Origin of the sequence: Candidatus Doolittlea endobia (assembly GCF_900039485.1) — a bacterium.
In the GTDB taxonomy this organism is placed as follows: domain Bacteria; phylum Pseudomonadota; class Gammaproteobacteria; order Enterobacterales; family Enterobacteriaceae; genus Doolittlea; species Doolittlea endobia.
In genome coordinates this window covers 654,615-678,652 of the sequence record NZ_LN999833.1, presented here as the reverse complement: position 1 = coordinate 678,652, position 24,038 = coordinate 654,615, and the positions used below count along the sequence as shown (strand labels likewise).

Annotated in this window: 25 protein-coding genes and 3 pseudogenes; 19 read left to right on the top strand and 9 right to left on the bottom strand. The window is 43.2% G+C overall.

Annotated elements, in window-relative coordinates:
- Positions 1 to 12: 12 nt before the first annotated feature.
- The 13 genes and pseudogenes from rplF to gpmA form a co-directional block, all read left to right on the top strand.
- Positions 13 to 546 (top strand): 50S ribosomal protein L6, encoded by a 534-nt coding sequence (gene rplF, locus A4A68_RS02480; RefSeq protein WP_067566184.1) that lies wholly within the window; start codon positions 13 to 15, stop codon positions 544 to 546.
- Positions 547 to 554: 8 nt separating this feature from the next.
- Positions 555 to 908: a 50S ribosomal protein L18 gene (rplR, locus tag A4A68_RS02475; RefSeq protein ID WP_067566180.1), complete on the top strand. Its 354-nt coding sequence runs from the start codon at positions 555 to 557 to the stop codon at positions 906 to 908.
- A gap of 14 nt (positions 909 to 922) precedes the next feature.
- Positions 923 to 1,423 (top strand): 30S ribosomal protein S5, encoded by a 501-nt coding sequence (gene rpsE, locus A4A68_RS02470; RefSeq protein ID WP_067566178.1) that lies wholly within the window; start codon positions 923 to 925, stop codon positions 1,421 to 1,423.
- A 6-nt stretch (positions 1,424 to 1,429) separates the two neighbouring features.
- On the top strand, positions 1,430 to 1,612 hold the full coding sequence (gene rpmD / locus A4A68_RS02465) for a 50S ribosomal protein L30 (protein ID WP_067566175.1): 183 nt from the start codon (positions 1,430 to 1,432) through the stop codon (positions 1,610 to 1,612).
- On the top strand, positions 1,613 to 2,047 hold the full coding sequence (gene rplO, locus A4A68_RS02460; RefSeq protein WP_067566172.1) for a 50S ribosomal protein L15: 435 nt from the start codon (positions 1,613 to 1,615) through the stop codon (positions 2,045 to 2,047).
- 7 nt (positions 2,048 to 2,054) lie between these two features.
- A complete protein-coding gene (secY, locus tag A4A68_RS02455) occupies positions 2,055 to 3,386 on the top strand; it encodes a preprotein translocase subunit SecY (protein WP_067566169.1) in 1,332 nt (443 codons plus the stop codon).
- A 32-nt stretch (positions 3,387 to 3,418) separates the two neighbouring features.
- The gene (rpmJ, locus tag A4A68_RS03250) at positions 3,419 to 3,535 is read left to right on the top strand and encodes a 50S ribosomal protein L36 (RefSeq protein ID WP_082800156.1); all 117 of its coding nucleotides are present in this window, start codon (positions 3,419 to 3,421) and stop codon (positions 3,533 to 3,535) included.
- 144 nt (positions 3,536 to 3,679) lie between these two features.
- The gene (rpsM, locus tag A4A68_RS02450) at positions 3,680 to 4,036 is read left to right on the top strand and encodes a 30S ribosomal protein S13 (protein ID WP_067566167.1); all 357 of its coding nucleotides are present in this window, start codon (positions 3,680 to 3,682) and stop codon (positions 4,034 to 4,036) included.
- A 17-nt stretch (positions 4,037 to 4,053) separates the two neighbouring features.
- Positions 4,054 to 4,443, top strand: coding sequence for a 30S ribosomal protein S11 (gene rpsK / locus A4A68_RS02445; RefSeq protein ID WP_067566165.1), 390 nt, complete (start codon positions 4,054 to 4,056; stop codon positions 4,441 to 4,443).
- A 29-nt stretch (positions 4,444 to 4,472) separates the two neighbouring features.
- On the top strand, positions 4,473 to 5,093 hold the full coding sequence (gene rpsD, locus A4A68_RS02440; RefSeq protein ID WP_067566163.1) for a 30S ribosomal protein S4: 621 nt from the start codon (positions 4,473 to 4,475) through the stop codon (positions 5,091 to 5,093).
- A gap of 25 nt (positions 5,094 to 5,118) precedes the next feature.
- On the top strand, positions 5,119 to 6,105 hold the full coding sequence (locus tag A4A68_RS02435; protein WP_067566161.1) for a DNA-directed RNA polymerase subunit alpha: 987 nt from the start codon (positions 5,119 to 5,121) through the stop codon (positions 6,103 to 6,105).
- Between the two features lie 40 nt (positions 6,106 to 6,145).
- Positions 6,146 to 6,538: a 50S ribosomal protein L17 gene (rplQ, locus tag A4A68_RS02430; protein WP_067566159.1), complete on the top strand. Its 393-nt coding sequence runs from the start codon at positions 6,146 to 6,148 to the stop codon at positions 6,536 to 6,538.
- Positions 6,539 to 7,271: 733 nt separating this feature from the next.
- Positions 7,272 to 8,020, top strand: a pseudogene (gpmA, locus tag A4A68_RS02425) (2,3-diphosphoglycerate-dependent phosphoglycerate mutase); the annotation flags it as partial.
- A 338-nt stretch (positions 8,021 to 8,358) separates the two neighbouring features.
- Here gpmA and A4A68_RS02420 read toward each other — a convergent pair.
- Together A4A68_RS02420 and A4A68_RS02415 are read right to left on the bottom strand one after the other, a co-directional pair.
- Positions 8,359 to 8,898 carry a septation protein A gene (locus tag A4A68_RS02420; protein ID WP_067566155.1) on the bottom strand — a complete coding sequence of 180 codons (540 nt, stop codon included), beginning with the start codon at positions 8,896 to 8,898 and terminating at the stop codon, positions 8,359 to 8,361.
- A gap of 39 nt (positions 8,899 to 8,937) precedes the next feature.
- The gene (locus A4A68_RS02415) at positions 8,938 to 9,690 is read right to left on the bottom strand and encodes a YciC family protein (protein WP_067566153.1); all 753 of its coding nucleotides are present in this window, start codon (positions 9,688 to 9,690) and stop codon (positions 8,938 to 8,940) included.
- A 1,090-nt stretch (positions 9,691 to 10,780) separates the two neighbouring features.
- Between A4A68_RS02415 and A4A68_RS02410 the strand changes: the two genes are divergently transcribed.
- From A4A68_RS02410 to A4A68_RS02400, 3 genes are read left to right on the top strand one after another with little or no spacing between them, the layout of a single operon-like run.
- Positions 10,781 to 11,458 carry a metal ABC transporter ATP-binding protein gene (locus A4A68_RS02410; protein ID WP_231938057.1) on the top strand — a complete coding sequence of 226 codons (678 nt, stop codon included), beginning with the start codon at positions 10,781 to 10,783 and terminating at the stop codon, positions 11,456 to 11,458.
- 58 nt (positions 11,459 to 11,516) lie between these two features.
- Positions 11,517 to 12,383, top strand: coding sequence for a metal ABC transporter permease (locus tag A4A68_RS02405; protein WP_067566151.1), 867 nt, complete (start codon positions 11,517 to 11,519; stop codon positions 12,381 to 12,383).
- A 12-nt stretch (positions 12,384 to 12,395) separates the two neighbouring features.
- Entirely contained in the window at positions 12,396 to 13,274 is an 879-nt protein-coding gene (locus A4A68_RS02400) for a metal ABC transporter substrate-binding protein (protein WP_067566149.1), read from the top strand.
- A 241-nt stretch (positions 13,275 to 13,515) separates the two neighbouring features.
- Here the strand turns inward: A4A68_RS02400 and A4A68_RS03925 are convergent.
- From A4A68_RS03925 to pgsA, 3 genes and pseudogenes are all read right to left on the bottom strand, one after another.
- Positions 13,516 to 13,767 (bottom strand): annotated as a pseudogene (locus A4A68_RS03925) (ribose-5-phosphate isomerase A).
- A 1,037-nt stretch (positions 13,768 to 14,804) separates the two neighbouring features.
- On the bottom strand, positions 14,805 to 15,296 hold the full coding sequence (locus tag A4A68_RS02395; protein WP_067566147.1) for an Hsp20 family protein: 492 nt from the start codon (positions 15,294 to 15,296) through the stop codon (positions 14,805 to 14,807).
- Between the two features lie 249 nt (positions 15,297 to 15,545).
- Positions 15,546 to 16,094 (bottom strand): CDP-diacylglycerol--glycerol-3-phosphate 3-phosphatidyltransferase, encoded by a 549-nt coding sequence (gene pgsA / locus A4A68_RS02390; RefSeq protein ID WP_067566145.1) that lies wholly within the window; start codon positions 16,092 to 16,094, stop codon positions 15,546 to 15,548.
- 1,299 nt (positions 16,095 to 17,393) lie between these two features.
- Between pgsA and pgi the strand changes: the two genes are divergently transcribed.
- The gene (gene pgi, locus A4A68_RS02385; RefSeq protein WP_067566570.1) at positions 17,394 to 19,043 is read left to right on the top strand and encodes a glucose-6-phosphate isomerase; all 1,650 of its coding nucleotides are present in this window, start codon (positions 17,394 to 17,396) and stop codon (positions 19,041 to 19,043) included.
- A gap of 161 nt (positions 19,044 to 19,204) precedes the next feature.
- On the opposite strand, the gene mnmG is transcribed toward pgi, so the two are convergent.
- On the bottom strand, positions 19,205 to 21,130 hold the full coding sequence (mnmG, locus tag A4A68_RS02380) for a tRNA uridine-5-carboxymethylaminomethyl(34) synthesis enzyme MnmG (RefSeq protein ID WP_067566143.1): 1,926 nt from the start codon (positions 21,128 to 21,130) through the stop codon (positions 19,205 to 19,207).
- A 21-nt stretch (positions 21,131 to 21,151) separates the two neighbouring features.
- Between mnmG and A4A68_RS03500 the strand changes: the two genes are divergently transcribed.
- Positions 21,152 to 21,313, top strand: a complete 162-nt coding sequence (locus A4A68_RS03500; protein WP_158648178.1) for a hypothetical protein — start codon at positions 21,152 to 21,154, stop codon at positions 21,311 to 21,313.
- A 173-nt stretch (positions 21,314 to 21,486) separates the two neighbouring features.
- Here the strand turns inward: A4A68_RS03500 and fis are convergent, their stop codons facing one another.
- The 3 genes and pseudogenes from fis to A4A68_RS03235 form a co-directional block, all read right to left on the bottom strand.
- On the bottom strand, positions 21,487 to 21,783 hold the full coding sequence (gene fis / locus A4A68_RS02375) for a DNA-binding transcriptional regulator Fis (protein ID WP_067566141.1): 297 nt from the start codon (positions 21,781 to 21,783) through the stop codon (positions 21,487 to 21,489).
- 652 nt (positions 21,784 to 22,435) lie between these two features.
- A complete protein-coding gene (locus tag A4A68_RS03735) occupies positions 22,436 to 22,579 on the bottom strand; it encodes a hypothetical protein (protein ID WP_231938055.1) in 144 nt (47 codons plus the stop codon).
- Positions 22,580 to 22,656: 77 nt separating this feature from the next.
- Positions 22,657 to 22,954 (bottom strand): annotated as a pseudogene (locus tag A4A68_RS03235) (succinate--CoA ligase subunit alpha); the annotation flags it as partial.
- Positions 22,955 to 23,691: 737 nt separating this feature from the next.
- Here A4A68_RS03235 and hspQ point away from each other — a divergent pair.
- Positions 23,692 to 24,009: a heat shock protein HspQ gene (gene hspQ, locus A4A68_RS02370; protein ID WP_067566139.1), complete on the top strand. Its 318-nt coding sequence runs from the start codon at positions 23,692 to 23,694 to the stop codon at positions 24,007 to 24,009.
- Positions 24,010 to 24,038: the final 29 nt, after the last annotated feature.

The following is a 24,038-nucleotide window of genomic DNA, read 5'->3' as shown; positions in this document are numbered from 1 at the left end:
TGTGAGGTAAGAATGTCTCGTGTTGCTAAAATACCTGTTGTCATACCTTTCGGTGTAGAGGTAAAACTGAACAGTCAGATTATTTCTCTTAAGGGTAAAAATGGTGAGCTAAGTCGTACTATTCACACAGCTGTTAATGTTCAACATACTGATAATCAGCTGACTGTTTCTCCTCGAAAAGGGTATGCTAACGGTTGGGCACTTGCAGGAACTACACGCGCGCTACTGAACAGTATGGTAATTGGTGTAACCGACGGCTTCGTCAAAAAATTACAGTTAGTAGGTATAGGTTACCGTGCGGAAGTGAAAGGGAATATGATAAATTTATCTTTGGGCTTTTCTCACCTTATTGATCATCGACTGCCGGAAGGTGTTATCGCAGAATGCCCGAGCCAAATTGAAATCGTATTGAAAGGCGCTGATAAGCAAGTTATTGGCCAGGTTGCGGCAAGTCTACGTGCCTATCGTCGTCCGGAGTCTTATAAAGGTAAGGGTGTTCCTTACGCCGACGAAATCGTGCGTACCAAAGAGGCTAAGAAGAAGTAAGGAACACTATGGATAAGAAAACAGCTCGTATCCGACGAGCAACTCGAACACGTCGCAAGCTACAGGCATTAGGTGCTATCCGCCTAGTATTACACCGTACTCCGCGTCATATTTACGCACAAGTTATTGCACCAAACGGTTCTGAGGTCTTAGTGGCTGCTTCTACAGTAGAAAAGGCTATTGCGGAGAAATTAAAGAGTACTGGCAACAAGGATGCTGCCGCCGCAATAGGTATAACTATTGCCGAGCGGGCGTTAAAAAAAGGGATCAAAAATGTGTCCTTTGACCGTTCCGGTTTTCAATATCATGGTCGAGTCCAGGCACTGGCAGATGCTGCCCGTAAAGCTGGCCTTCAGTTTTAAGGCAGAGGTGTAAAATGACACATACCGAAAAACAATCTGGCGAGCTTCAAGAAAAGCTGATCGCGGTAAACCGCGTATCTAAGACCGTAAAAGGTGGCCGTATTTTCAGCTTTAGCGCACTGACGGTTGTCGGTGACGGTAATGGTCGCTTTGGCTTTGGCTACGGGAAAGCACGTGAAGTTCCGGCAGCAATCCAAAAAGCGATAGAAAAAGCTCGTCGCAACATGATGCGTGTCGCACTGAACAGCGGCACCCTTCAGCACCCGATAAAAGGTGTACACACGGGCTCTCGTGTATACATGCAGCCGGCTTCTAAAGGTACTGGTATTATCGCCGGTGGTGCAATGCGCGCTGTTCTGGGAGTCGCAGGAGTTCACAACGTACTGGCGAAAGCCTATGGTTCTACTAATCCGATAAACGTGGTGCGTGCAACTATCGACGCGCTTGGCCATATGAAGTCTCCTGAAATGGTTGCCGCGAAACGTGGTAAATTCGTTGAAGAAATTCTTAGATAATTAACCATGATACATACTATCAAAATTACTCAAACTCGTAGTTCTATCGGTTGTCTACCGAAGCATAAGGCAACGCTGATTAGTTTGGGGCTGCGCCATATTGGCCACGCTGTGAAGCGGAATGATACACCTGCTATCCGCGGTATGATCAATTTGATCGCCTATATGGTCAAAGTTGAGGATCAATAGATGCGTTTAAATACTTTATCTCCGGCTGCGGGCTCTAGACGCGCCTCTAAGCGTTCAGGCCGCGGTATTGGTTCTGGCTTAGGCAAAACTTGCGGTCGAGGTCACAAGGGGCAAAAATCTCGCTCTGGTGGTGCGGTGCGTTGCGGGTTTGAAGGCGGCCAGATGCCTCTGTATCGGCGTTTGCCGAAATTCGGCTTTACGTCACGCAAATCCATTGTCACCGCGGAAATTCGTTTGTCCAATTTGGTACACATAGAAGGCAATGTGGTGAATCTAAATACGTTGAAAGCTGCTAATATCGTTGGTATTCAGACTGAATACGCTAAAATTATGCTATCCGGAAAAGTTAAACGTGCATTAACCATATGCGATCTGCGTGTTAGCAAAGGCGCGCGTGCTGCAATCGAAGCTGCTGGCGGTAAAATTGAGGAATAAGTAGGAGATGGCTAAAGAACTGGGATCAGGCTTTCTGAGTGCCAAAGGCAGTTTAGATGAATTGAAACGCAGACTTTTTTTTGTTATTGAGGCACTTATTGTTTTCCGAATTGGCTCTTTTATTCCTATCCCTGGAATTGATACAACCGTACTTGCGAAATTACTCGAGCAACAGCACAGCACCATCATTGAAATGTTTAATATGTTCTCTGGTGGTGCGCTCAGCCGTGCTTCTATCTTCGCGTTGGGGATCATGCCGTATATTTCAGCGTCGATCATCATTCAGCTGCTGACGGTGGTTCACCCAACGCTGGTCGAAATAAAAAAAGAAGGTGAAGCTGGCAGACTTAAAATTAGCCAATATACGCGCTATGGCACGTTAGCATTGGCGATATTTCAATCAATTGGTATTGCTACAGGTTTACAAAATATACCTGGAATGCAAGGTCTGGTGATTAATCCGAGTTTTGCGTTTTATTTTACTGCCATAGTAAGCCTAGTTTGCGGGACAATTTTCCTGATGTGGCTGGGCGAGCAAATTACTGCACGGGGTATCGGTAATGGTATCTCTATCATTATCTTCGCGGGTATCGTGGCTGGTCTACCACCCGCCATCGGCCACACTATTGAACAAATTCGACAAGGCGATATGCACTTTCTCGTGTTGCTATTTGTTACAATTCTGGTGTTTGCAGTAACGTTTTTCGTGGTGTTCGTTGAACGGGGTCAACGTCGTATCACTGTTAACTACGCTAAGCGTCAACAAGGACGCCGCATTTATGCGGCCCAGAGCACGCATTTACCGCTGAAAGTGAATATTGCCGGAGTGATCCCAGCAATTTTCGCTTCCAGTATCATTCTGCTACCGGCCACGATCGCATCCTGGTTCGGAGAAGGAGCTGGTTTGGACTGGCTGACTGCGATTGCGCTTTATTTACAACCTGGTCAACCGCTTTATGTATTACTGTATGCGTCTGCAATTATATTCTTTTGTTTCTTTTATACGTCATTGGTATTCAATCCGCGTGAGACAGCAGATAACTTGAAAAAGTCCGGTGCATTTGTACCAGGTATGCGTCCGGGAGAGCAAACGGCACGGTACATTGATAAAGTGATGACCCGCCTGACGTTGGTCGGATCCATGTACATTACTTTCATTTGCCTAATCCCGGAGTTTATGCGTGATGCAATGAACGTTCCCTTCTATTTTGGAGGCACGTCTTTATTGATCGTCGTTGTGGTTATTATGGATTTTATTGCTCAAGCACAGACCCTGATGATATCAAGTCAATACGAGTCCGCGTTAAAGAAAGCAAATCTGAAAAACTATAACCGCTAATTCTGTATGCTTGAAAATTACGGAGAGTAAAAATGAAGGTTCGTGCTTCCGTCAAGAAATTATGTCGTAACTGTAAAATTATTAAACGTAAAGGTGTTGTTCGTGTGATTTGCAATGCTGAGCCTAAACATAAACAACGCCAAGGATAATATTTCGGCATTTTTCTTGCAAACCTGGATTGAGATGGCTAGATTAGCCAGCTGATCTTTTATATGTGGCCGCAACATTGTTTATGTATCCTGGAACGGACTTTTTAGAACAGTGTTGCCGTTAAAAAATTTTAGGAGTGCATAGTGGCTCGTATGGCAGGCATTAACATTCCTGATCATAAACATACTGTTATTGCCCTAACGTCAATATACGGAATTGGCAAAACCCGCTCGCAGCATATCTGCGTAGCTACGGGCATTGCTGAACATGTCAAGATCAGTGAGTTATCTGAAGAGCAGCTTGACACGCTGCGTGAAGCAGTTTCCAAATTTGTTGTCGAAGGCGATCTACGCCGTGAAGTCACCCTAAATATCAAGCGTCTGATAGACCTGAGTACTTATCGTGGTTTGCGTCATCGTCGTGGTCTTCCAGTTCACGGTCAGCGTACCAAAACTAATGCCCGTACCCGTAAAGGTCCGCGTAAACCGACCAAAAAATAATTGGGGGTGAGTAAATAATGGCTAAGACACTTATTCGTGTGCGTAAGCGTGTTAAAAAACAAGTTTCAGATGGGGTGGCTCATATCCATGCGTTTTTCAACAATACCATCGTAACTATTACAGATCGTCAGGGTAATGCGTTGGGTTGGGCAACCTCCGGTAGTTCCGGTTTTCGTGGTTCTCGTAAATCTACTCCTTTTGCCGCACAAGTTACAGCAGAACGTTGTGCCGAAGCCGTGAAAGAATATGGTATCAAGAATTTAGAAGTTATGGTCAAAGGACCAGGTCCAGGTCGCGAGTCTACTGTTCGCGCGTTAAATGCGGCTGGTTTCCGCATCACGAACATTACTGATGTGACTCCGATCCCCCATAACGGTTGTCGTCCACCTAAAAAGCGCCGAGTATAAAGTCGCTTTAAGGTTAGTTGGAGAAAAAAATGACAAAATATCTTGGTCCTAAGCTTAAGTTAAGCCGTCGTGAAGGCACAGACCTTTTCTTAAAATCTGGTGTTCGTGAGATCGATTCCAAGTGCAAGATTGCGCAACCACCCGGTCAGCACGGTGCGCGTAAATCGCGTTTATCCGATTATGGCGTACAGTTGCGCGAAAAACAAAAAGTTCGTCGTATCTATGGTGTTTTAGAATGTCAGTTTCGCAATTATTATAAGGAAGCAGCGCGCCTGACAGGCAATACCGGTGAAAATCTGTTACGGTTACTGGAAAGACGTCTCGACAACGTTGTTTACCGCATGGGCTTTGGTTCTACCCGTGCTGAATCGCGCCAGTTGGTCAGCCATAAGGCGATTATGGTGAACGGCCGTGTTGTTAATGTCGCTTCTTACCAGGTTGCTCCAAATGATGTTGTTAGCATCCGTGAAAAAGCGAAAAAGCAATCTCGTGTTCGTGCTTCTTTGGAATTAGCTGAGCAGCGTGAAAAGCCGATCTGGCTTAACGTTGACACTGCTAAGATGGAAGGAGTGTTCAAGCGTACTCCAGAACGCAGCGATCTATCTGCTGAAATTAATGAACACCTGATCGTCGAGCTTTACTCCAAGTAAAGCTGAGTAGCAAAGAGAGGATACAATGCAGGGTTCTGTGACAGAATTTTTAAAACCGCGCCTAGTAAATATCGAACAAGTTAGCGTGACGCACGCTAAGGTGACCCTTGAGCCTTTAGAGCGTGGTTTTGGCCACACTTTAGGAAACGCGTTGCGTCGTATTTTACTTTCATCGATGCCGGGTTACGCGGTGACCGAGGTTGAAATGGATGGTGTGCTGCACGAGTACAGCACTAAAGAAGGTATACAAGAAGATATTTTAGATGTTCTACTAAATTTGAAAGAGCTAGCGGTGAAAATTAAGGGTAAGGATAGCGTTATCTTAACCCTGAATAAATCCGGTATCGGACCTGTAACTGCAGCTGACATCACTCACGATATGGGTGTTGAAATTATTAAACCGAAGCATGTCTTATGTCATCTAACCGATGTAAATGCTACTATCAGTATGCGCATTAAAGTTCAGCGTGGGCGTGGCTATGTTCCAGCTTCTGCCCGAATTCATTCTGAAGATGAGCACCCGATCGGCCGTCTTCTACTAGACGCATGCTATAGCCCCGTAGAACGTATTGTCTATAATGTAGAAGCAGCGCGCGTTGAGCAACGTACAGACCTAGACAAGCTAATCATCGAAATGGAAACCAATGGAACCATTGATCCTGAAGAAGCGATCCGCCGTGCAGCAACCATTCTAGCTGAACAACTTGAAGCTTTTATTGATTTACGTGATGTACGTCAGCCGGAAGTGAAAGAAGAGAAGCCGGAATTCGATCCGATCCTACTAAGCCCAGTTGACGATCTGGAATTGACTGTTCGTTCTGCTAACTGTCTCAAGGCAGAGGCGATCCACTACATCGGTGATCTAGTACAGCGCACTGAGGTTGAGTTGTTGAAAACACCCAATCTTGGTAAAAAATCTCTTACTGAGATCAAAGACGTGCTGGCTGCCCGTGGACTATCTTTGGGCATGCGTCTTGAGAATTGGCCTCCGGCAAGTATCAGTGATGAATAATCCGATCACAGGTTAAGGTTTTACTGAAAAGGAAAAGATCATGCGCCATCGTAAGATTGGTCGTCAACTGAACCGTAATAGCAGTCACCGTCAGGCTATGTTCCGTAACATGGCTGGCTCTTTAGTGCGTCATGGAATTATCAAGACCACTCTCCCAAAAGCGAAAGAGCTGCGACGCGTCGTTGAGCCGTTAATTACACTTGCCAAAACCAACAGCGTAGTAAATCGTCGTCTAATATTTGCTCGCACTCGTGATAACGAGATCGTGGCAAAACTGTTTAATGAACTTGGCCCACGTTTCGCAAGCCGCGCTGGTGGCTATACTCGCATTTTAAAGCATGGCTTCCGTGCAGGCGACAGTGCACCGATGGCATATATTGAATTCGTTGATCGCGCTGCAACAACAGCTCCAGTAATGGAATCAACAAAGTAATCTTTCCATTATGCAAAGCTTTAAACAACTAGGCTAGTCCGATTTATTTATGTTACTTAACGACAGCAAGCTGTAGGCGAATAGAGAATGCTGCAATCTGATTAAATTTAATACGGGTGAAATGGGATGACCCCTTTCGGCGCCGCAAGTACGTGAAACACTATTGCTTGGTCGCTATTAGCTTGCTTACCGCTGCCTTTATAAAAGGGATATCCAGTTGTATCTAACAGTTATCATAATAGACAATGGGTATGTGGTAATTTACCCTGTTCTTTATACCGAAGGTCAGCGGTATCAGTCGGAATAGATGTTCAATGCAGTTTTTATCCGAACCGACGAGCACCAAGGAAAAGTAGCCGCCGGTCTTCTTACCCAGGCAAGCAATTCACTGCAACTGTGAAGAGCGACGGAACGTTTGAGATGACCTTGAGCCAAGCCTGCATCCTGTAATAGCAGGTAACGCAAGGATATTGACCTAGCACTGTTATCACAAATTAAAACAGGTACTAGTTTTTGTTTGAAACAAAAAATAAATATAGAGCAAACAGCTTTAAAAATAAACTTTAAATACTCATAAATTTTTTATTCTTTGTGATACCGCCAATTCTAATTCTTATATCTTATAAGAATATCCATTAAAGTCGAAACTACTCCTTAGTTGCCACTTGATATAAGTAAGCCATATAATGCAGAGAATTATCATGAAATTCTTAAGAATTTGAGGAGGTATGTAATGACTATAACTACACTGGTTTTGATACGTCATGGCGAAAGTCGCTGGAACCATGAAAATCGTTTTACAGGCTGGACGGATATAGACCTATCTGATAAAGGGCGCACTGAAGCGAAGCAAGCGGGCCAAATACTGAAAACGAATGGTTATTTCTTTGATTTTGCTTACACTTCGCTATTAAAGCGCGCTATCCATACTCTCTGGATCATTCTGGACGAGCTAGATCAAGCCTGGCTCCCGGTGGAAAAATCCTGGCGCTTGAACGAGCGTCATTACGGTGCATTACAAGGGCTAAATAAAGCTGAAACTGCAGAAAAATACGGTGACGAGCAAGTAGAAAAGTGGCGTCGCAGTTTTGATATTAGACCGCCGGCGCTCACCCGTGAAGATAAGCGTTTCCCTGGTTATGCTCCCCATTATGCCAACTTGAGCACCGCAGAGTTGCCGACAACAGAAAGCTTGGCGTTGACTATCGATCGTATGATGCCTTATTGGAACGAAAGGATTCTTCCCCGCATGAGGAACGGGGAGCGGATCATCATCGCTGCCCACGGTAATTCCATTCGCGCCATAGTGAAAGTTTTGGAAAATCTGAGCGCAGGGGAAATTTTGGAACTAAATATTCCGACAGGCGTGCCGTTAGTGTATAAATTCAACGATGATATGCAACCTATTCAACATTACTACCTTGACAATGCTTAGAAGGTCGTTTCAAAGCGGCCATATCCGCTAATCAAAGCAAAGCAAAGTGCTCAATGTGCCCAAAAAATCCTCAGGATACCGCGCAGGAAAAACCGTTTGCATCAATTGGGTCAGTGAGTGCTCGGCATCTGCCAAACCATGTAAGCATTTTTTCTGATTGAACTGTTTACTGTTGTTGATATGATTACAGCGGTAATATGGTTTTAATTGGTTCTTTCGTAATCTAAACTTTATGGGTGATGACCATGTACTTTTCAAAATCAAAATCGATACATGACAACATCATGAGATGGTACATGACAGTGCACCACTATTCCCGCGTTTTACATTTATATTCTCTAGCTTAATGATGCCCGCGCTGAAGGCGAAAGACTAATGGATATGATTATTTTGCTTGCTTTCCACCAATATAGCGGTGGATATAAATGCCGCTGATCATTGTAGCAAGTAATGTCAGGCCAGTAAGACCGAAAACCTTAAAATTAACCCACGCGCTTTGCGATAACCAGAAAGAAACATAAATATTTGCTGCACAACAAGTTAAGAAAAAAAGTGACCAGGCAATATTCAAGTTATTCAAAACCCGGGTCGGGAGTTGGGCCTTTTTAGGCAACATATGATGGATAAGTGGCTTGCCAAATACAAATTGGTTAACTAGAAGCACTGCAGAAAATAGAGCATAAATTACCGTTATCTTCCACATGAGAAATTCCACGTTGTGATAATAAAGTGTCAACGAGTTTAGAATTACTACCACTACAAAAGTAATTAAGTCGATTTTCTTAACCTTGCGATAACGTAACCAGGTATAAGCCAATACTAGTGCAGAGGCAACAATTAACGCACCAGATGCGTAGTAAATGTGATAGAGCTTATAGAAAATAAAAAACATCGCTAAGGGTAAAAAATCTAGAAAGTGCTTCATAACACAAAATCCACTGGTAAAGAGCGTAAAGGCCAGCCATCATGCTTGTCGTAAGAACATATACAGGCGATAAAGATAAATGAGCAGCAGGATAGTAATTAGATTACTTAATCCATTCAATAATATCGCTGTTACAAACGGTGACACTAAAGCGAACCGAGTTGCTAGCAAAAGTATCGCGGACTTTGCTAGCAACCAAACCAAAACCGCCGGTGCTAACAGACGAAGATTAGCAAGCGCTAGGCTGGCGCTGAGGCGCATTGATTTAATTGCGCTCAGATTGTCGTTAGTGACAATGATCGGTGAAAGACTAAAGGCAATGGCCAGCATGATACCTGGTATAACAATCAACAGCAGTCCTAGTTGCACCAGTAAAGTAGTAAAAAAGATAAGCAACAGTAAGCGCGGAAACAACGGCGCCGACAAGCAGATGGCGCGTAATACGCTTATGGAGTGCCGGTTGGAAACCTGGCGAATCATAGTCAGCAACCCGCCGACCAACAACACATCGCCAATTAAACCCGCCAAGCTATTGGCGGCGGACGCTTTCAGCAATATTCGTTGCTGTTCCATTGACATATGTTGTATACGCTGCTGGAAACTCATATTAGCAGTATCGTCTATATGACGACCGTCGCTCAAGGTTATTAGTTGTTCACTGCCAGGCGATAGCACATGGCTTAACACGATACTGATCAGTGCCGTCAACAGCGCTAATAGAAGGATATTAGTAAACTGATTACGAGCAAAATTTAGCATGTCGTTGCACAAAGTACGTGCCCTTATTGGCATAGAAGCTCCTTGGAAAACAATCAAAGATTAGGCTTACCCGCTATTCTACCTTACGAATTAAATACAAGCATTAGTTGCTCTTTTTTAGGCAGAATAAGCTATGACTTAAATTAACTGATTTTTCTTATTTTTTAAAATCATATGGCAAAAATTAATGTCATTTGCTCTCATTGCAGAATAGAAAGTTGATGATATGATCTGTAGCCTATGTTTGGGACCGTTTCAGTTTCATTTTTTCTATTGAGGCCTCAACAGATACACATTGGACTATCGTCGATATGGAAAGAATGGTTTTAGATGTGGAATGCTGGGACAAATAGAAAGAAATGTATAAACGTTTTAATATAGCCTTTTATATGACTGATGCATAGACTGCTTATAACAATCTTGTTTACTCAACTAGTCATACAAGTAAGTACACAATATTCTTAAAAAAGAGCGGGATAACGTTATATACCCACATCGAATGCCTTTCTGTAGAACCGTTTCTTTTTTCCAAAAGAAAGAATCAAAACATGGGATAGATGCTATCTAATCATGCATGATAGATAAAGGCACCTAGCAGAAGGGAGTAGTGTATTCAAAATACATTATGAAACTCAGTAACAATAATCAAGCCACAATAAAATATTCGAGAACAATATATTAAATACTGCAATTAAATTTATACAAAACTATACCAGCATAGTAAAACTTAAGGTGTAAAGTTGCTTTTTATTGATTTTGATAAAAAAAAGAACAACTGATACTTGTCTTTACTTGTGACGATAATTCCTAGTCGTAAAAATAAAGATTTTAGACAGTGATTTTTACGACATATACTATCGAGTTTGAGTAAAACGACGTTACTGCATATACAATCCGTCGGCCTCAAAGGTGAGTAAGTTATGTGTAGAAACAAAATCCTTAAGTTAGGCAGAAAGTTTATCGGTAAATCTGAAAACGTGATATGTTATCTTATAACATTTACTATTTTAGGTCATATCATGTCTTCACATTCTTTTTTACGGCGCTTGACGATGGGGCGGAAGTTGTTTATTACTTCTAGTCTAATACGGACGCTAATAGTGTTTTTAATTCTCTTGGTACTATGGAGTACCATCGCCTGGTCAGTGATTCTACCATGATAACCTTGCAGGCTTTAGTAACGGGATATCAGGGGCGAGGTATGAGTGTTCCGCTGGACGGTCGTTTTGACAACGGCAGTATGACTGCCATCGTAGGCGACAACGGTGCCGGAAAATCTACCTTGCTAAAAACCTTAGCAGGCTTGTTACCACCAGTTCAAGGATCACTAGCTTTTAGCTCAGCTGGCCGGCCGCGTATTAGCTATTTACCGCAGCAAGCGATAATGGATCGCCAATTTCCTTTAACCGTATTTGACGTCGTGGCAATGGGTTGTTGGCCAGTCAGTGGCCTATTGCACCGAATAACTCAAGTCGGTCAGGCTACTATTTGGCAGGCGCTGACACGTGTCGGCCTAGAAACATTAGCCCATCGCGTCATCAGCACGCTTTCCGGCGGGCAGTTTCAGCGTATGCTGTTCGCCCGACTTTTAGTGCAGGGATCACCATTGATTCTGCTTGATGAGCCGTTTAGCGGTATCGATAAACCTACATGTAGTTTGCTGATGACTATCATTGGGCAACTACACCGTCAGGGACGTACAATTATTGTAGTACTGCACGACAATCGGCTGGTGGAAAAGCATTTTCCACAGACATTAGTGTTGTCATCAGCACAACCCGCGTGGAAACTTGTATTTTAGCAACTTACCTAAATTCTGCTAGTGCAGACGTCTTTCTAAGATTGCAGAGTATCTAAAAATGCTACATGTATTATTCGAGCCTTTTTTTCATTATGGCTTTATGCGACGGGCGCTAGTGGCCTGTTTCGCTTTGTCCTTAAGTACGACGCCGCTGGGAGGATTCTTATTGCTGCGCCGTATGAGTCTAGTCGGGGATGCGTTATCACATGCCATATTGCCTGGTGTCGCCACCGGCTATCTGCTGTCTGGTATGTCACTAATTTCCATGGGGATTGGTGGTTTTATCGCCGGTGTAATAGTAGCGGTATTATCTAGCTGGGCCAGTTCGATAACTCAGTTAAAAGAAGACGCTAGTTTTGCGGGTTTTTACCTAGGTTCACTAGCACTAGGAGTAACGTTGGTATCGCTACACGGATCAAGCCTTGATTTGCTACATTTACTTTTTGGATCAATCCTAGCAGTCGATGCCGATGCCATTCATTTCATCGGTGCTATTGCCAGCATAACCTTCGTCAGTTTGGCGTTGATGTATCGCGCACTGATTATCGAAGCGTTTGATGCCGATTTTTTACGCGTCAATTCCAGCGGTTTCCCACGTCTTATCCAAACACTGTTTTTGGCGCTAGTGGTGCTAAACCTTGTGGCCGGTTTTCAAATGCTCGGCACTCTAATGTCGGTCGGATTGATGATGTTGCCATCTGTGGCTGCGCGCTGCTGGACGATCAGCTTACCCAAAATGCTGGTGCTGGCGACGGTCATCAGTATGTTCTGTTCATGGTGCGGGTTGCTATGGTCTTTTTACACTTCATTGCCTTCTGGTCCGACTATCGTGTTATCAGCTAGTTTGGTGTTTTTTTTCTCGATATTATTAGGGCCAAGCGGCGGCATCGCTTTACTGCTGCGCCGGCGTAGGCGTCGTTATTAGCAAGGGAAAGACATGAAGCGTTTTACATTGTTATGCGCGATAGCTTTGATTATGGCTAGTCATTCCGCGCTGGCGAAAACTGTCAGCGTAGTAGCCAGCTTTTCCGTACTAGCGGATATCGTCCGACATGTTGGCGGCGAGCATGTCAAGGTCACCGAATTAGTTGGAGACAATGGTGATCCTCATGTCTTTGAGCCTTCGCCAAAAGACAGTCAGTCGATAGCAAAATCGGACGTGGTGTTTATCAGTGGGTTGGGACTGGAAGGGTGGATTGATCGTCTGATCATTGCCTCTGGCTCTCAGAGTAAAATTGTCACCGTCTCTACAGGAGTCAGTCCTCGCAAAATAGAAGTAAACGGTAAAACACTGACTGATCCACACGCTTGGAATAGCGCGCACAACGGAGCTCTATATGCCCGTAACATCATGCAGGCACTGATAGCAATTGATCCCCAGGACGTAGATTATTTCCGTGAGCACGGTGAAACTTATATTCAGAAATTGGAAAAGCTCGACGCATGGGCTAAAGCAAAATTTATTTCCATTCCGCAGGCGAAACGTAAAGTATTAACTAGTCACGATGCCTTCGGCTATTTTGGCGCTGAATATGGCGTGCAATTCCTTTCTCCGGTCGGTTTGTCCACAGAAGCCGAAGCTAGTGCTAATGATGTGGCAAGATTGATCGATCAGATCAAAAAAGAGCATATTACCACTTATTTTATTGAGAACCAAACTAATCCAAGATTAGTGAAACAGATTGCTAAAGCCAGTGGCGCCCAACTCGGCGGCGAACTTTATCCGGAAACATTATCTTCAGCGAATGGATTAACGGGCACCTATGAAGCGGCGTTTCGCCATAATGTCACCACGCTAGCCAGTAGTATGAAATAAACCATCCTCCGCAATCTGGTAAACAGCTAGAGCTATGACACATGCCCCAATAATAGATAGAAAGATATGGTGCAGGTAGTTTTCACCAGTCAATTTTGCAAAGCAAATAATTTTACTAGAAGGATATTATGAGTATGATAAATTATAACCACACTCAGTGCTTTAATCAAAAATTTTGACGCCATGCTCGCTACTGATAAGAACTATATCGGCGCCGCGGCGCGCGAAGCCTGGGATATTATTAATTTTCTCCTCTATCGCTATCGCGTCTAGAATGACCAGATACCCAGACGCGTGCCATAAGGATCACTTCCACCGGAAGTGGAAAGACACCGAGCGCGTCCACTAGCTTGCTAGAATCAGCAATGCAGATAAATTGACGCGCTACGGAGGAGATAATTTTTCATGAGTTAGCGCAGCTGCTTCCTTTGATCATCTGCATGCTTCCGTTAATCTCATCAGCGCTGTCGACATAAATATCCAGGGATTCCACCTCATTCAAGTCGAACAGAAGAATGCCTAGGTTTTTCAATTGAGCAGACGATGACTTAGAATTGTGGCTACCGCCCCTTTGATTTTTGGTTTAACGGAAACTCAATGCGCGTCGATAAAACGCGAAGCGGTAGAACCGGTTCCAACGCCTATAATCGTCCACGACCGAACATATTTGATCGCGGCTAATCAAACCGTTTTTTCAAGTTATTCTGCGTCATAGCTTGTCCTATTCACAATACTGTGTAGACGCCAGTATCAATCAATTTTCACAACAGTAATGTTTCGCACGCAATCTTATAAAATATAGCTTAATTTAAAGGGATACCCTGTTGACAGAAAGAAATAAATAAAATTCCTAGATTATCGGATGTTCCAAGCATTCGATGCCGTAACATGTGGACGCGGTTTTAAATGTGCAACACTATTATCTAGTCGGCCGTGTAACGGCACATCAAACAGATAGAAAACATGTTTGCCGTACGATTCTCTTCATTCCACCGAGCAGGGAAGTAAAGCTAATTACTTAAAGCCTTGCCACCATATTGAATTGAACAACAACTGGGACAGCGAAACATACAACCAAAATAAAACTAGAGCCGAATCTTTATTTCAAAGATGCTTACTGGGACTGTGGAAGCAAAGCAATTGCTAAGCGCGGATTTTAGCGTCCTCTTCCTGATGCAAATATGTTGTGGGCTTTGAACATCTGCACTGTTGGCAGTTTAGGATTATCCTATGCCAGTAGAAGTTCGTAACATCAGCAACTTGCTTTGGAATAGCATGAGGCTTTTTTTAAATGCCCCTGCCAATATTCTTCCATCCAAAATCATTTATTGTCATATTCGCGCTCCCAAGCTAAATGGTCATCACATCGAACGCCATCAACCGCATTACAACAAGGACAGATTGTATTTCCATGCGCTTTTAAAAAAAGCGCACAGAAATTCAATAAATTTAAGTCACAATCGAATATACAAGTATTAAAAATTGATTATTTGATTAGCGACCCTAACGCCCCTAATTTGGGCGTTAGGATTACACTGCGTTATGTCCAGTTAGACGCTCTGATTGATTTTTAACATCAATGGAAATTTGCTGCGGTTTTTCCTGTTCAGGGATATCGTAGGTAAAATTCAGTGTCAAAAGCCCATAAGCCAGATTAGCCTGTTGAATAATTATTCGGTGTTCAAGGGTAAAGCTTAAGGAAAACTCACTTTTCCTAATACCCTGATGCAACCATCTTATTCCTTCTTTTTCCTCTGACTCGTCAGTTTTTTCGACATTTGGTTTTCCACGAACCATAAGCTGATTGTTGAGGATGGATACGTCTAGTTCATCCTGCGTATAGCCCGGAACGCTTACTGTCAACCTATGCCGCTCATTATTCTTTAGCAGATTATAAGCGGGAGTGTCTGATAACGGCTTTTCTCCTGTCAATCGGCTAAACAGATTATCCATCTGGGTAAAACGGTCGGTAAGCAGACTATTGCTCAATGTTGGCATTAGAGAGAAAGAACGGTAAGTCATAACATTCTCCTTTAATACATATCAAAAGACATTTACGTTATTTATATTGGGATTCGCTATGAATTTTCAAGCTCCCTATCAACATAAGAGAAAATAATGGGTGGCATTAAGTAAATACTAGTAAATTATGCGTCATGATCGCTCATTTCCCATATTGACGATAGCTATTAGCAAGTTCTCGGTTGCTTTTGATGTACCGTACTCTAATGTGATCTCACAGTATGACTCAATATAAAATAAAGCTTTCTCTCAATGTTCAAACAAATCGTGCCTGGCAGCATACAAGTATTGAAACATGGACCAAAACGTTAGCACGACCGCGACATATAACGCAGCAATACCTATCCTAGACACGATATTGTCTGGCCGCCATAATAGCGCCACCAATGCGAGCATTTGTGCTATAGTTTTAATCTTACCAATCCAGGAAACCGCTACGCTGCTGCGTTTACCTATTTCCGCCATCCACTCGCGCAAGGCGGATATAGTGATTTCTCGAGCGATTATCGTCGCTGCTGGTAGCGTAATCCACCATGCATGGAAATGTTCCGCTACTAGTATTAACGCTATAGCGACCATTACTTTATCCGCGACAGGATCGAGGAACGAACCGAAGCGGGTAGTCTGTTTCCAACGACGAGCTAAAAAACCATCGAACCAATCCGTTACCGAAGCCAGGATGAAAATTAACGCGCAGCACAATGGCGCCCAGGTAAAAGGCAGATAAAAAGCCAAGACAAAGAACGGTATCGTAACGACACGGAACAGTGTAAGCCATGTCGGGATATTCAGTTGCATAGTACTTTAGTGACTATTTGGCTGGGGTGAAAATTATCAGTATGTTGCTATATTGCCACTAGTGTTTCAACGCATTAAATATTTTTTCTTGCTAGACACTTAAGGAATTTTTCAATGCTCTAGCCTTGCGTAATAGTTACAGGCCGCCCATATATTTTAGTAGTGCCTTTGCACAAGTTCACTAGTATTTTTACCTTAGAGCGTTTATTGCGATAACAGGTAAGTGCATAGTAATGTGAAGCACCGCGAATATATTGTGTATCATATATAGTTCAGGTAAATTCGGCGACACCGTGTAACTAAAAATAGCGTCTATGTATAATTCATATCATCCAGTTGAACACTTGAATGTCTAAAAATTTTTCGAGAGCGACTAAACGCTGATTCAGCGTCGACTATTGCAATAATTTAGTCGCTATCACCGTTGCTGCATTAATACAGGCTAGCGCCTAATTGATTACAGCGACACAAACAGTTGCATTAACAGCAACATTTTCTTGGCGTATGAAATTCCAGCAGAATCTTTCCAACAAGGTCCGCATCTGGTTTTCCTTAAAATTAACCACAAACAGTTTAAGGCTTCCGTAAGTTCGGAATTGACTAGAGCTTTCGGAAAATAATTGCAGTCGCCTAGTATGTTTCTCTGGTGAATAAACAACACATACACGTAAAACATCTCGACGCCAAAAGACACGCCAATGATGTCCATATTTTTTTAATCATCAGAAACGAACTGTTTTTCGTCACGCGGCGAACTCTATCCGTTTAATATGTTTTTTCTACATGACTTGTTGAGACAAAACATTAAAATGGTTATGCATTAGTTACTAATAGGCTATGTTGTATAGGTACGAAGAATTCATGTAACATCATGTATTGCTCAGAGAAAAATATGACAAAACAGCCAGCGGGCATTGCCTTGTTACGTATATACTGTCTACTTCACAGACTCAGTAAATAATAAACTTCAGTATGAAGTGCTGTTGTTACAGATAAGCATGGTCTAAATGTGTTAATTTTATCCTTGCATTTTAAAAAATTTATATGAAAAGCTCGATGTTATCTAACCGCATTGCGGTGAAGATGATGGGGTGCGATATCACTCTCATTCACTATCGGAAGCTCAATTCTTTATATTGAAGCTGTGTATTTTATCTTCATTTGCGCTACTGAAGTCTTAAGCAGACAGATATTAGAATGTTTTGTGTACTAAACACAGTATACGTAGCGAATCTGATTCAAGACAAGAAAGCGCTATACAGCGTTCAACGATTTATTTACCTATATAGAGTTTTGTTTATGAAAAATATCAATCCTACTCATACCGCGCCCTGGAAAGCGTTGCAACAACATTTCACGACGATGAAATACGTGCAGATAAGTGACCTTTTTGCGAAAGAACCTGAGCGTTTTTCCTCTTTCTCAGCCACTTTCGACGATCAGATGCTAGTAGACTACTCAAAAAACCTCATCACTGCTGAAACATTGACCTATTTGCTAGCGCTAGCGGAAGAGTGTGGGATCAAGGAGGCTATTGGCGCCATGTTTAACGGCGAGAAAATCAACCGTACAGAAGATCGATCGGTATTGCATGTTGCACTGCGCAACCGCAGTAATACGCCAATTAACGTAGACGGAAAAGATGTCATGCTGGACGTTAATGCGGTATTGATAAAAATGAAACAATTTTGCGCTCGGATCATCAGCGGAGAATGGAAAGGATATACCAGCCGTATCATAACTGATATCGTTAATATCGGCATCGGCGGTTCAGATCTTGGCCCATATATGGTGACTGAGGCGCTACGGTCTTATAAAAATCACCTCAATATACATTATGTATCTAACGTGGATGGAACGCATATTACCGAAACGGTAAAAGACTTGGATCCGGCCACCACGTTATTTTTGGTAGCGTCTAAGACCTTTACTACCCAGGAAACTATGACAAACGCACACAGCGCTCGAAATTGGTTCTTAAAAGCCGCTAGAGATAAACAATATATCGCTCGTCATTTTGCTGCGCTATCTACTAACGAAAAAGCGGTAGCGGAATTTGGCATCGATACTGAAAATATGTTTAAGTTTTGGGATTGGGTAGGGGGCCGCTATTCGCTCTGGTCAGCTATCGGTCTCTCCATTGCTTTGTCGATCGGCTTCGACAATTTCGAAAAATTACTCAACGGTGCACATGCTATGGATCACCACTTCGTTTTGACGCCGCTGGATAAGAATTTACCAGTTCTGCTAGCGCTTATCGGCATTTGGTATAACAATTTCTTCGGTATGGAGACAGAAGCAATCTTACCTTACGATCAATACATGCACCGCTTTGCCGCTTATTTTCAACAGGGAAACATGGAATCAAACGGGAAATATGTCGATCGAGAAGGTCATACTGTCAACTATCAAACCGGACCTATTATTTGGGGTGAACCAGGTACTAACGGTCAGCATGCGTTTTATCAACTGATTCATCAAGGCACTAAAATTGTCCCTTGCGACTTTATCGCGCCCGCCATCAGTCACAATCCACTTGCTGATCACCACACTAAGCTGCTCTCAAATTTCTTCGCTCAAACCGAAGCGCTAGCTTTTGGCAAATCACGCGAGGCGGTAGAGAAGGAATTCAGCTTAGCTGGGAAATCACCGGATCATATGCAGCATATTACGCCGTTTAAAATATTTCAAGGGAATCGTCCAAGTAACTCTATCTTGATGCGAGAAATTACCCCTTACAGTTTAGGCGCGCTGATTGCGTTGTACGAACATAAAATTTTCACGCAAGGAGTAATATTAAATATCTATACCTTTGATCAGTGGGGCGTTGAGTTGGGAAAACAACTCGCCAATCGCATTTTGCCAGAATTGGCACAGGATAATCTAATTGATGCCCATGACAGTTCCACTAACGGTCTGATCAATCGCTATAAATCCTGGCGTCACTGATAAATTTTTTCTTAAGAGTGCACGGCCAATTTCTGGTCGTCATTTTATTATCGATAAATAAAAGAATGGAGAACAAGCCTCTGTTTAGAAAACAAGCCGACGGAGTCTCTCATCCTTTTGCACGGTGGTCAACGATCTATCCTACTGCGTCAGCAAGGATACTAGCGTCTTGAGCATTTATGCTTTTCATCGTTATCAGATGTTTCTGCGCAGTAGCTCTTTTTTTTTAGCCAGACCAGCAAGATAGAAATCGCCGCCGGCGTAATACCGGAAATGCGTGACGCCTGACCAATAGAATTAGGTTGATGATCATTAAGTTTAGCGATCACTTCGTTGGATAGACCAGATACGACGCTAAAATCCATCTCCGCTGGCAGCATGGTATATTCATTGCCTATCTGGCGAGCAATCTCCTCCTGCTGACGGGCGATATAGCCTTGGTATTTGATCTGAATTTCGACCTGCTCTGCCGCCTGGTTGTCAGTCAGCGCCGGGCTAAAACGTTTCAGTTGGGTCAGATGCGCGTAATTTATTTCCGGACGACGCAGAAGTTCTTCACCATTGGTTTCACGCGTTAGAGACGCTTTAAGTAGCGGATTAAGATGCTCAACGTCGTCGCTACCTGGGTGTACCAAGATATTACGCAGGCGTTGACACTCGCACTCAATTTGCTCCTTCTTAGCACAAAAGCGCGCCCAGCGCGCATCATTCACTATACCAAGCTGTCGACCGGTTTCCGTTAAACGAAGGTCAGCATTATCTTCCCGTAACAACAGTCGGTATTCAGCGCGCGAGGTAAACATGCGGTAGGGTTCTGTGGTGCCAAGCGTGCATAAGTCATCTACTAGTACTCCGAGATAACCTTGATCACGTCGCGGGAACCAACAATCTTTTCCCTTAGCCAACCGAGCTGCGTTTAGACCAGCGAGCATGCCTTGTGCGGCGGCCTCTTCATAGCCGGTAGTACCATTGATTTGACCAGCGAAAAAAAGCCCTTCGATCAGCTTACTTTCCAGTGTCAGTTTAAGATCTCGCGGATCAAAAAAGTCATATTCGATCGCATAGCCAGGCCGCATAATACGCGCGTTTTCAAGCCCATGTATAGAATGGACGATTTTTATTTGTACGTCGAACGGCATACTGGTTGAGATGCCGTTAGGATAAAATTCGTTGCTGGTCAGTCCTTCCGGCTCGAGAAAGATCTGATGGGCAGCGCGATCGGAAAATCGCATCACCTTATCTTCAATTGACGGACAATAACGTGGCCCGACGCCTTCAATAAGGCCAGCGTATATAGGACTACGGTGAAGATTCTGGCGGATTATCTCATGGGTCTTATCGTTGGTATAAGTAATATAACAGGGGATTTGGCGCGGATGCTGATCAATTGAGCCTAGGAAGGAAAAAACAGGCAGTGGCTCGTCTCCGTACTGTGTTACTAGCCGTGAGAAGTCGATACTACGCGCATCTATACGCGGCGGTGTACCGGTTTTTAACCGGTTAACCCGAAAAGACAACTCGCGCAAACGGCGAGATAGAGCAACCGAAGCCGGATCGCCAGCCCGGCCGCCTCTATAATGAGCCATGCCGATATGGATCTTACCATTAAGGAAAGTACCCACCGTTAGTACTATGGTGCTGGCACGAAATTTGAGTCCCATTTGTGTGATAGCGCCGACTACTCTCTTATTGTTTTCCACAATTAGATCTTCAACCGCTTGTTGGAAAATCATCAGATTAGGCTGATTCTCCAGCGCGCTGCGTACTATTTGTCTATATAGAACACGATCCGCCTGTGCGCGAGTAGCCCTAACGGCAGGTCCTTTGGTAGCGTTTAGTATTCTAAACTGGATACCGGACTTATCGATAGCTTGAGCCATCAGACCGCCCATAGCATCGATTTCTTTAACTAAATGTCCCTTTCCGATACCCCCAATCGCCGGATTACAGGACATTTGTCCAAGCGTATCAATATTATGCGTCAGCAACAGAGTTTGACAACCCATCCGTGCTGACGCCATTGCTGCTTCTGTGCCGGCATGGCCGCCACCAACAATAATGACGTCAAAGTAATCGGGATAAAACATAACAAAACACCTCACGTGCAAATGAAGGATCGTAAACAACATAGCCTTCGGATCAATACGCAAGAACGTCAGCCAATAATAACCGAGAATATCGTACTCACTGTCGATCTGGGCAACGTTAACGACGGCGCCAGCATTTTCTTAACAGACAAAGTAAAAACCAGTCAAGCATGTCGTGAGTAAAAGAAAAGAACGACATTACTGCCGTACTTTATTGGAATAGCCTGTTTCGTTTCGGAGTTTAAATGTGCAGTTGTTATCATATAACCAGTATTGTTCAACAGAGTAGGTATAAATAATCTTATAAGCATCGATAAAAATCGCTTCACAAAAACGTAATAAAATAAATGCTCATGTCAGTTCATACAGTATTTTTTTAATTTTTTACGTAGAGTACCACGATTAATACCCAGTAACTGCGCAGCGCGGGTCTGATTACCGCGGGTGTATTGCATGACTATGTCCAACAACGGCTGTTCTATTTCAGCCAGCACTAGTTCATAGAGACACTTGGCGTCCTGACTGTTCAGTTGAGCAAAATAGTTCTTCAGTGCTTGTTTTACTGAATCACGTAGGGGTTTTTGCTTTATCTGATTTTGAAAGTTAACAGTAGAAATGGTCAGTACGTTAGAATTTACGCGTTGTTCGAACATAGTTCTGTCTGCTCTTTTTACATAAGATTTACAAAATATGCTTCCAACGCCGACACTTGTTCATTATCATCTTCTATGGCGTTGAAGATGCATTTATACTATTTGTCATAGGTATACGTCTACAATAATCAGAATACGTGATTATGAGAGATCCGGAATTTCTTTGATGCAATTTTCTAATACTTTTTATCAAAAGAGTTTTACTTGCCTAACAGCAACGACGGAAGCCGTATCTAAATAACGCTGGCTCCCCTAGAAGATTTAGAATCTTCCAGTATTTCCTCCACGGTATAATTCATACTTCTTTGGCTTTTCTTGATTATTAACATCTCCATTTTGAAATCAAAACACACTGCTTAATTTCCAGAAAATTATCGTATTTCGTTTATTGAGCAGGCAAGCGTGCAGATAATTAGATCACATCGTGATTTGGCGACTATCCTGTATGCATTTTCGCTGAGCCCGTCAATTTACAAGTACACTTTCTTAGTTAGATCGTCCAATTGATATCATCAATTAGCTACGCGGCATTTGTCACGTTGACGAAGGAAACGGCATATCATCTCAGCAAGATCGCAACCGGAAATTTACACCACCCAGATATCAGGTTGATAATTATGTACCATGCGTAAACGCGAATTACCGCATCACCTCACCTCGGCGCAAGGTGAGTATTACCAATATTCCAGCCTCCATTAGGTGATATAATGTCTTTGAACATGTAATCTACCATACCGACAATTGGTGCCGCAATCAGGCAATGAATAAAATAGAGGTGTCCGATACGTATAGACACATCCTCAAAAAGGCATATACTACACATTTTTGCATTAGAGGAAATGGCAAGCTTTGAACAATTATATATCGACGAGCATTGATGAAATTTGAGTTGGAGATTGGGTCACCTCCTCTGCTTATGAAGCTAGACTGGCTGAGATATCAGTGATTTGTTACACCGCTTCATAAGTCAAGGTGTTAGAGTGAGATACAATGCCTACTTAGTTCGCCAGATCATACGCACGCGGCTTTGTTCGAGCTTGGCTTTCACCGTCAGCATATCCAGCGTAGGAATGCTTTCTGTGGTGCGCTCAATACCGACGTCGATAGCTTCCAGTATCGAGTCTTTGCAAAACGGCGCCGACACATAGATAACTGATGCCATTGCACTGGTCTAGATAAACTTATCAAGTTACATCGGAAAGACGCGCGGGACGTAGAATAGCAGACACAGAAAATACACAATCCGCTCAACTTGACATGTTGCTCCGGCAATTTCAGATGCTCATGTGCCGGCAGTTGTAGGCGTCGTTAATCGTATCTATCATAAAATCTAGAATGACAAGCAGTCTGGTCAACAGGATGGTCGCCTTTTCGTAGCATCAACAGCAGCGTAATAGACGTGACCGTTTATCTTGACACCGTACGAATAGCAAACTTCTTCTCGGTAAGAGCGGTGGAGCGATAGATTTGAATCCTGCTCTATGAAACTAAATTTAAGCATCCAGAAGTTTCATCATATCGTGCCCTCTGTGGTGAAGGCATGGTCCTGCATATGCAGCTTATTGATGACATTGAGATTATAGCGAAAATTCAACCTTCACGATCTATCCTCCACTTTAGCATGTTGGTTGCGTTGCGATCCAGGAATTAAGAATGACATCTTCTTCTCAGAATGCTGAGAGATTGTTTTGCATACAGGTCTGCTGCGTTTTCAGATCTCAACCGAATTGTTCTTTCGGCAATTATTGTTCTACGCTGACAACAGCTCAACAACACCCTGATACTAAAATTCATAGCCATGACTTAAAAGGACTATCTTATTAAACCAGTTACATTGCGCTCTAACACCTTGAATTCTCCAAGGATCACCCCACATTAGATATGTAGCATACTTTTATTGGAGGTTTTATGATTTCCAGCAAATTTGGCATAGGGCAACAGGTCAGGCATAAGCTACTGGGATATCTTGGAGTAATTATTGATATAGATCCGGAGTATTCTATGGAGAAGCCTGCATTGGAGGATATTGCGTCTGACAACAGTTTACGTACGGCCCCGTGGTATCACGTGGTCATGGAAGATGAAGCGGGAAAACCGGTGCATGCCTATCTCGCGGAAGCACAATTAGGTTATGAATCCTTCTCCGTCCATCCTGAGCAACCGACACTGGATGAGTTGGCGGAGTCCATTAAGTTACAGCTTCAGGCCCCACGTCTGAAGAATTAACAGGAGGAAGATGAAACGATACTCGTTTC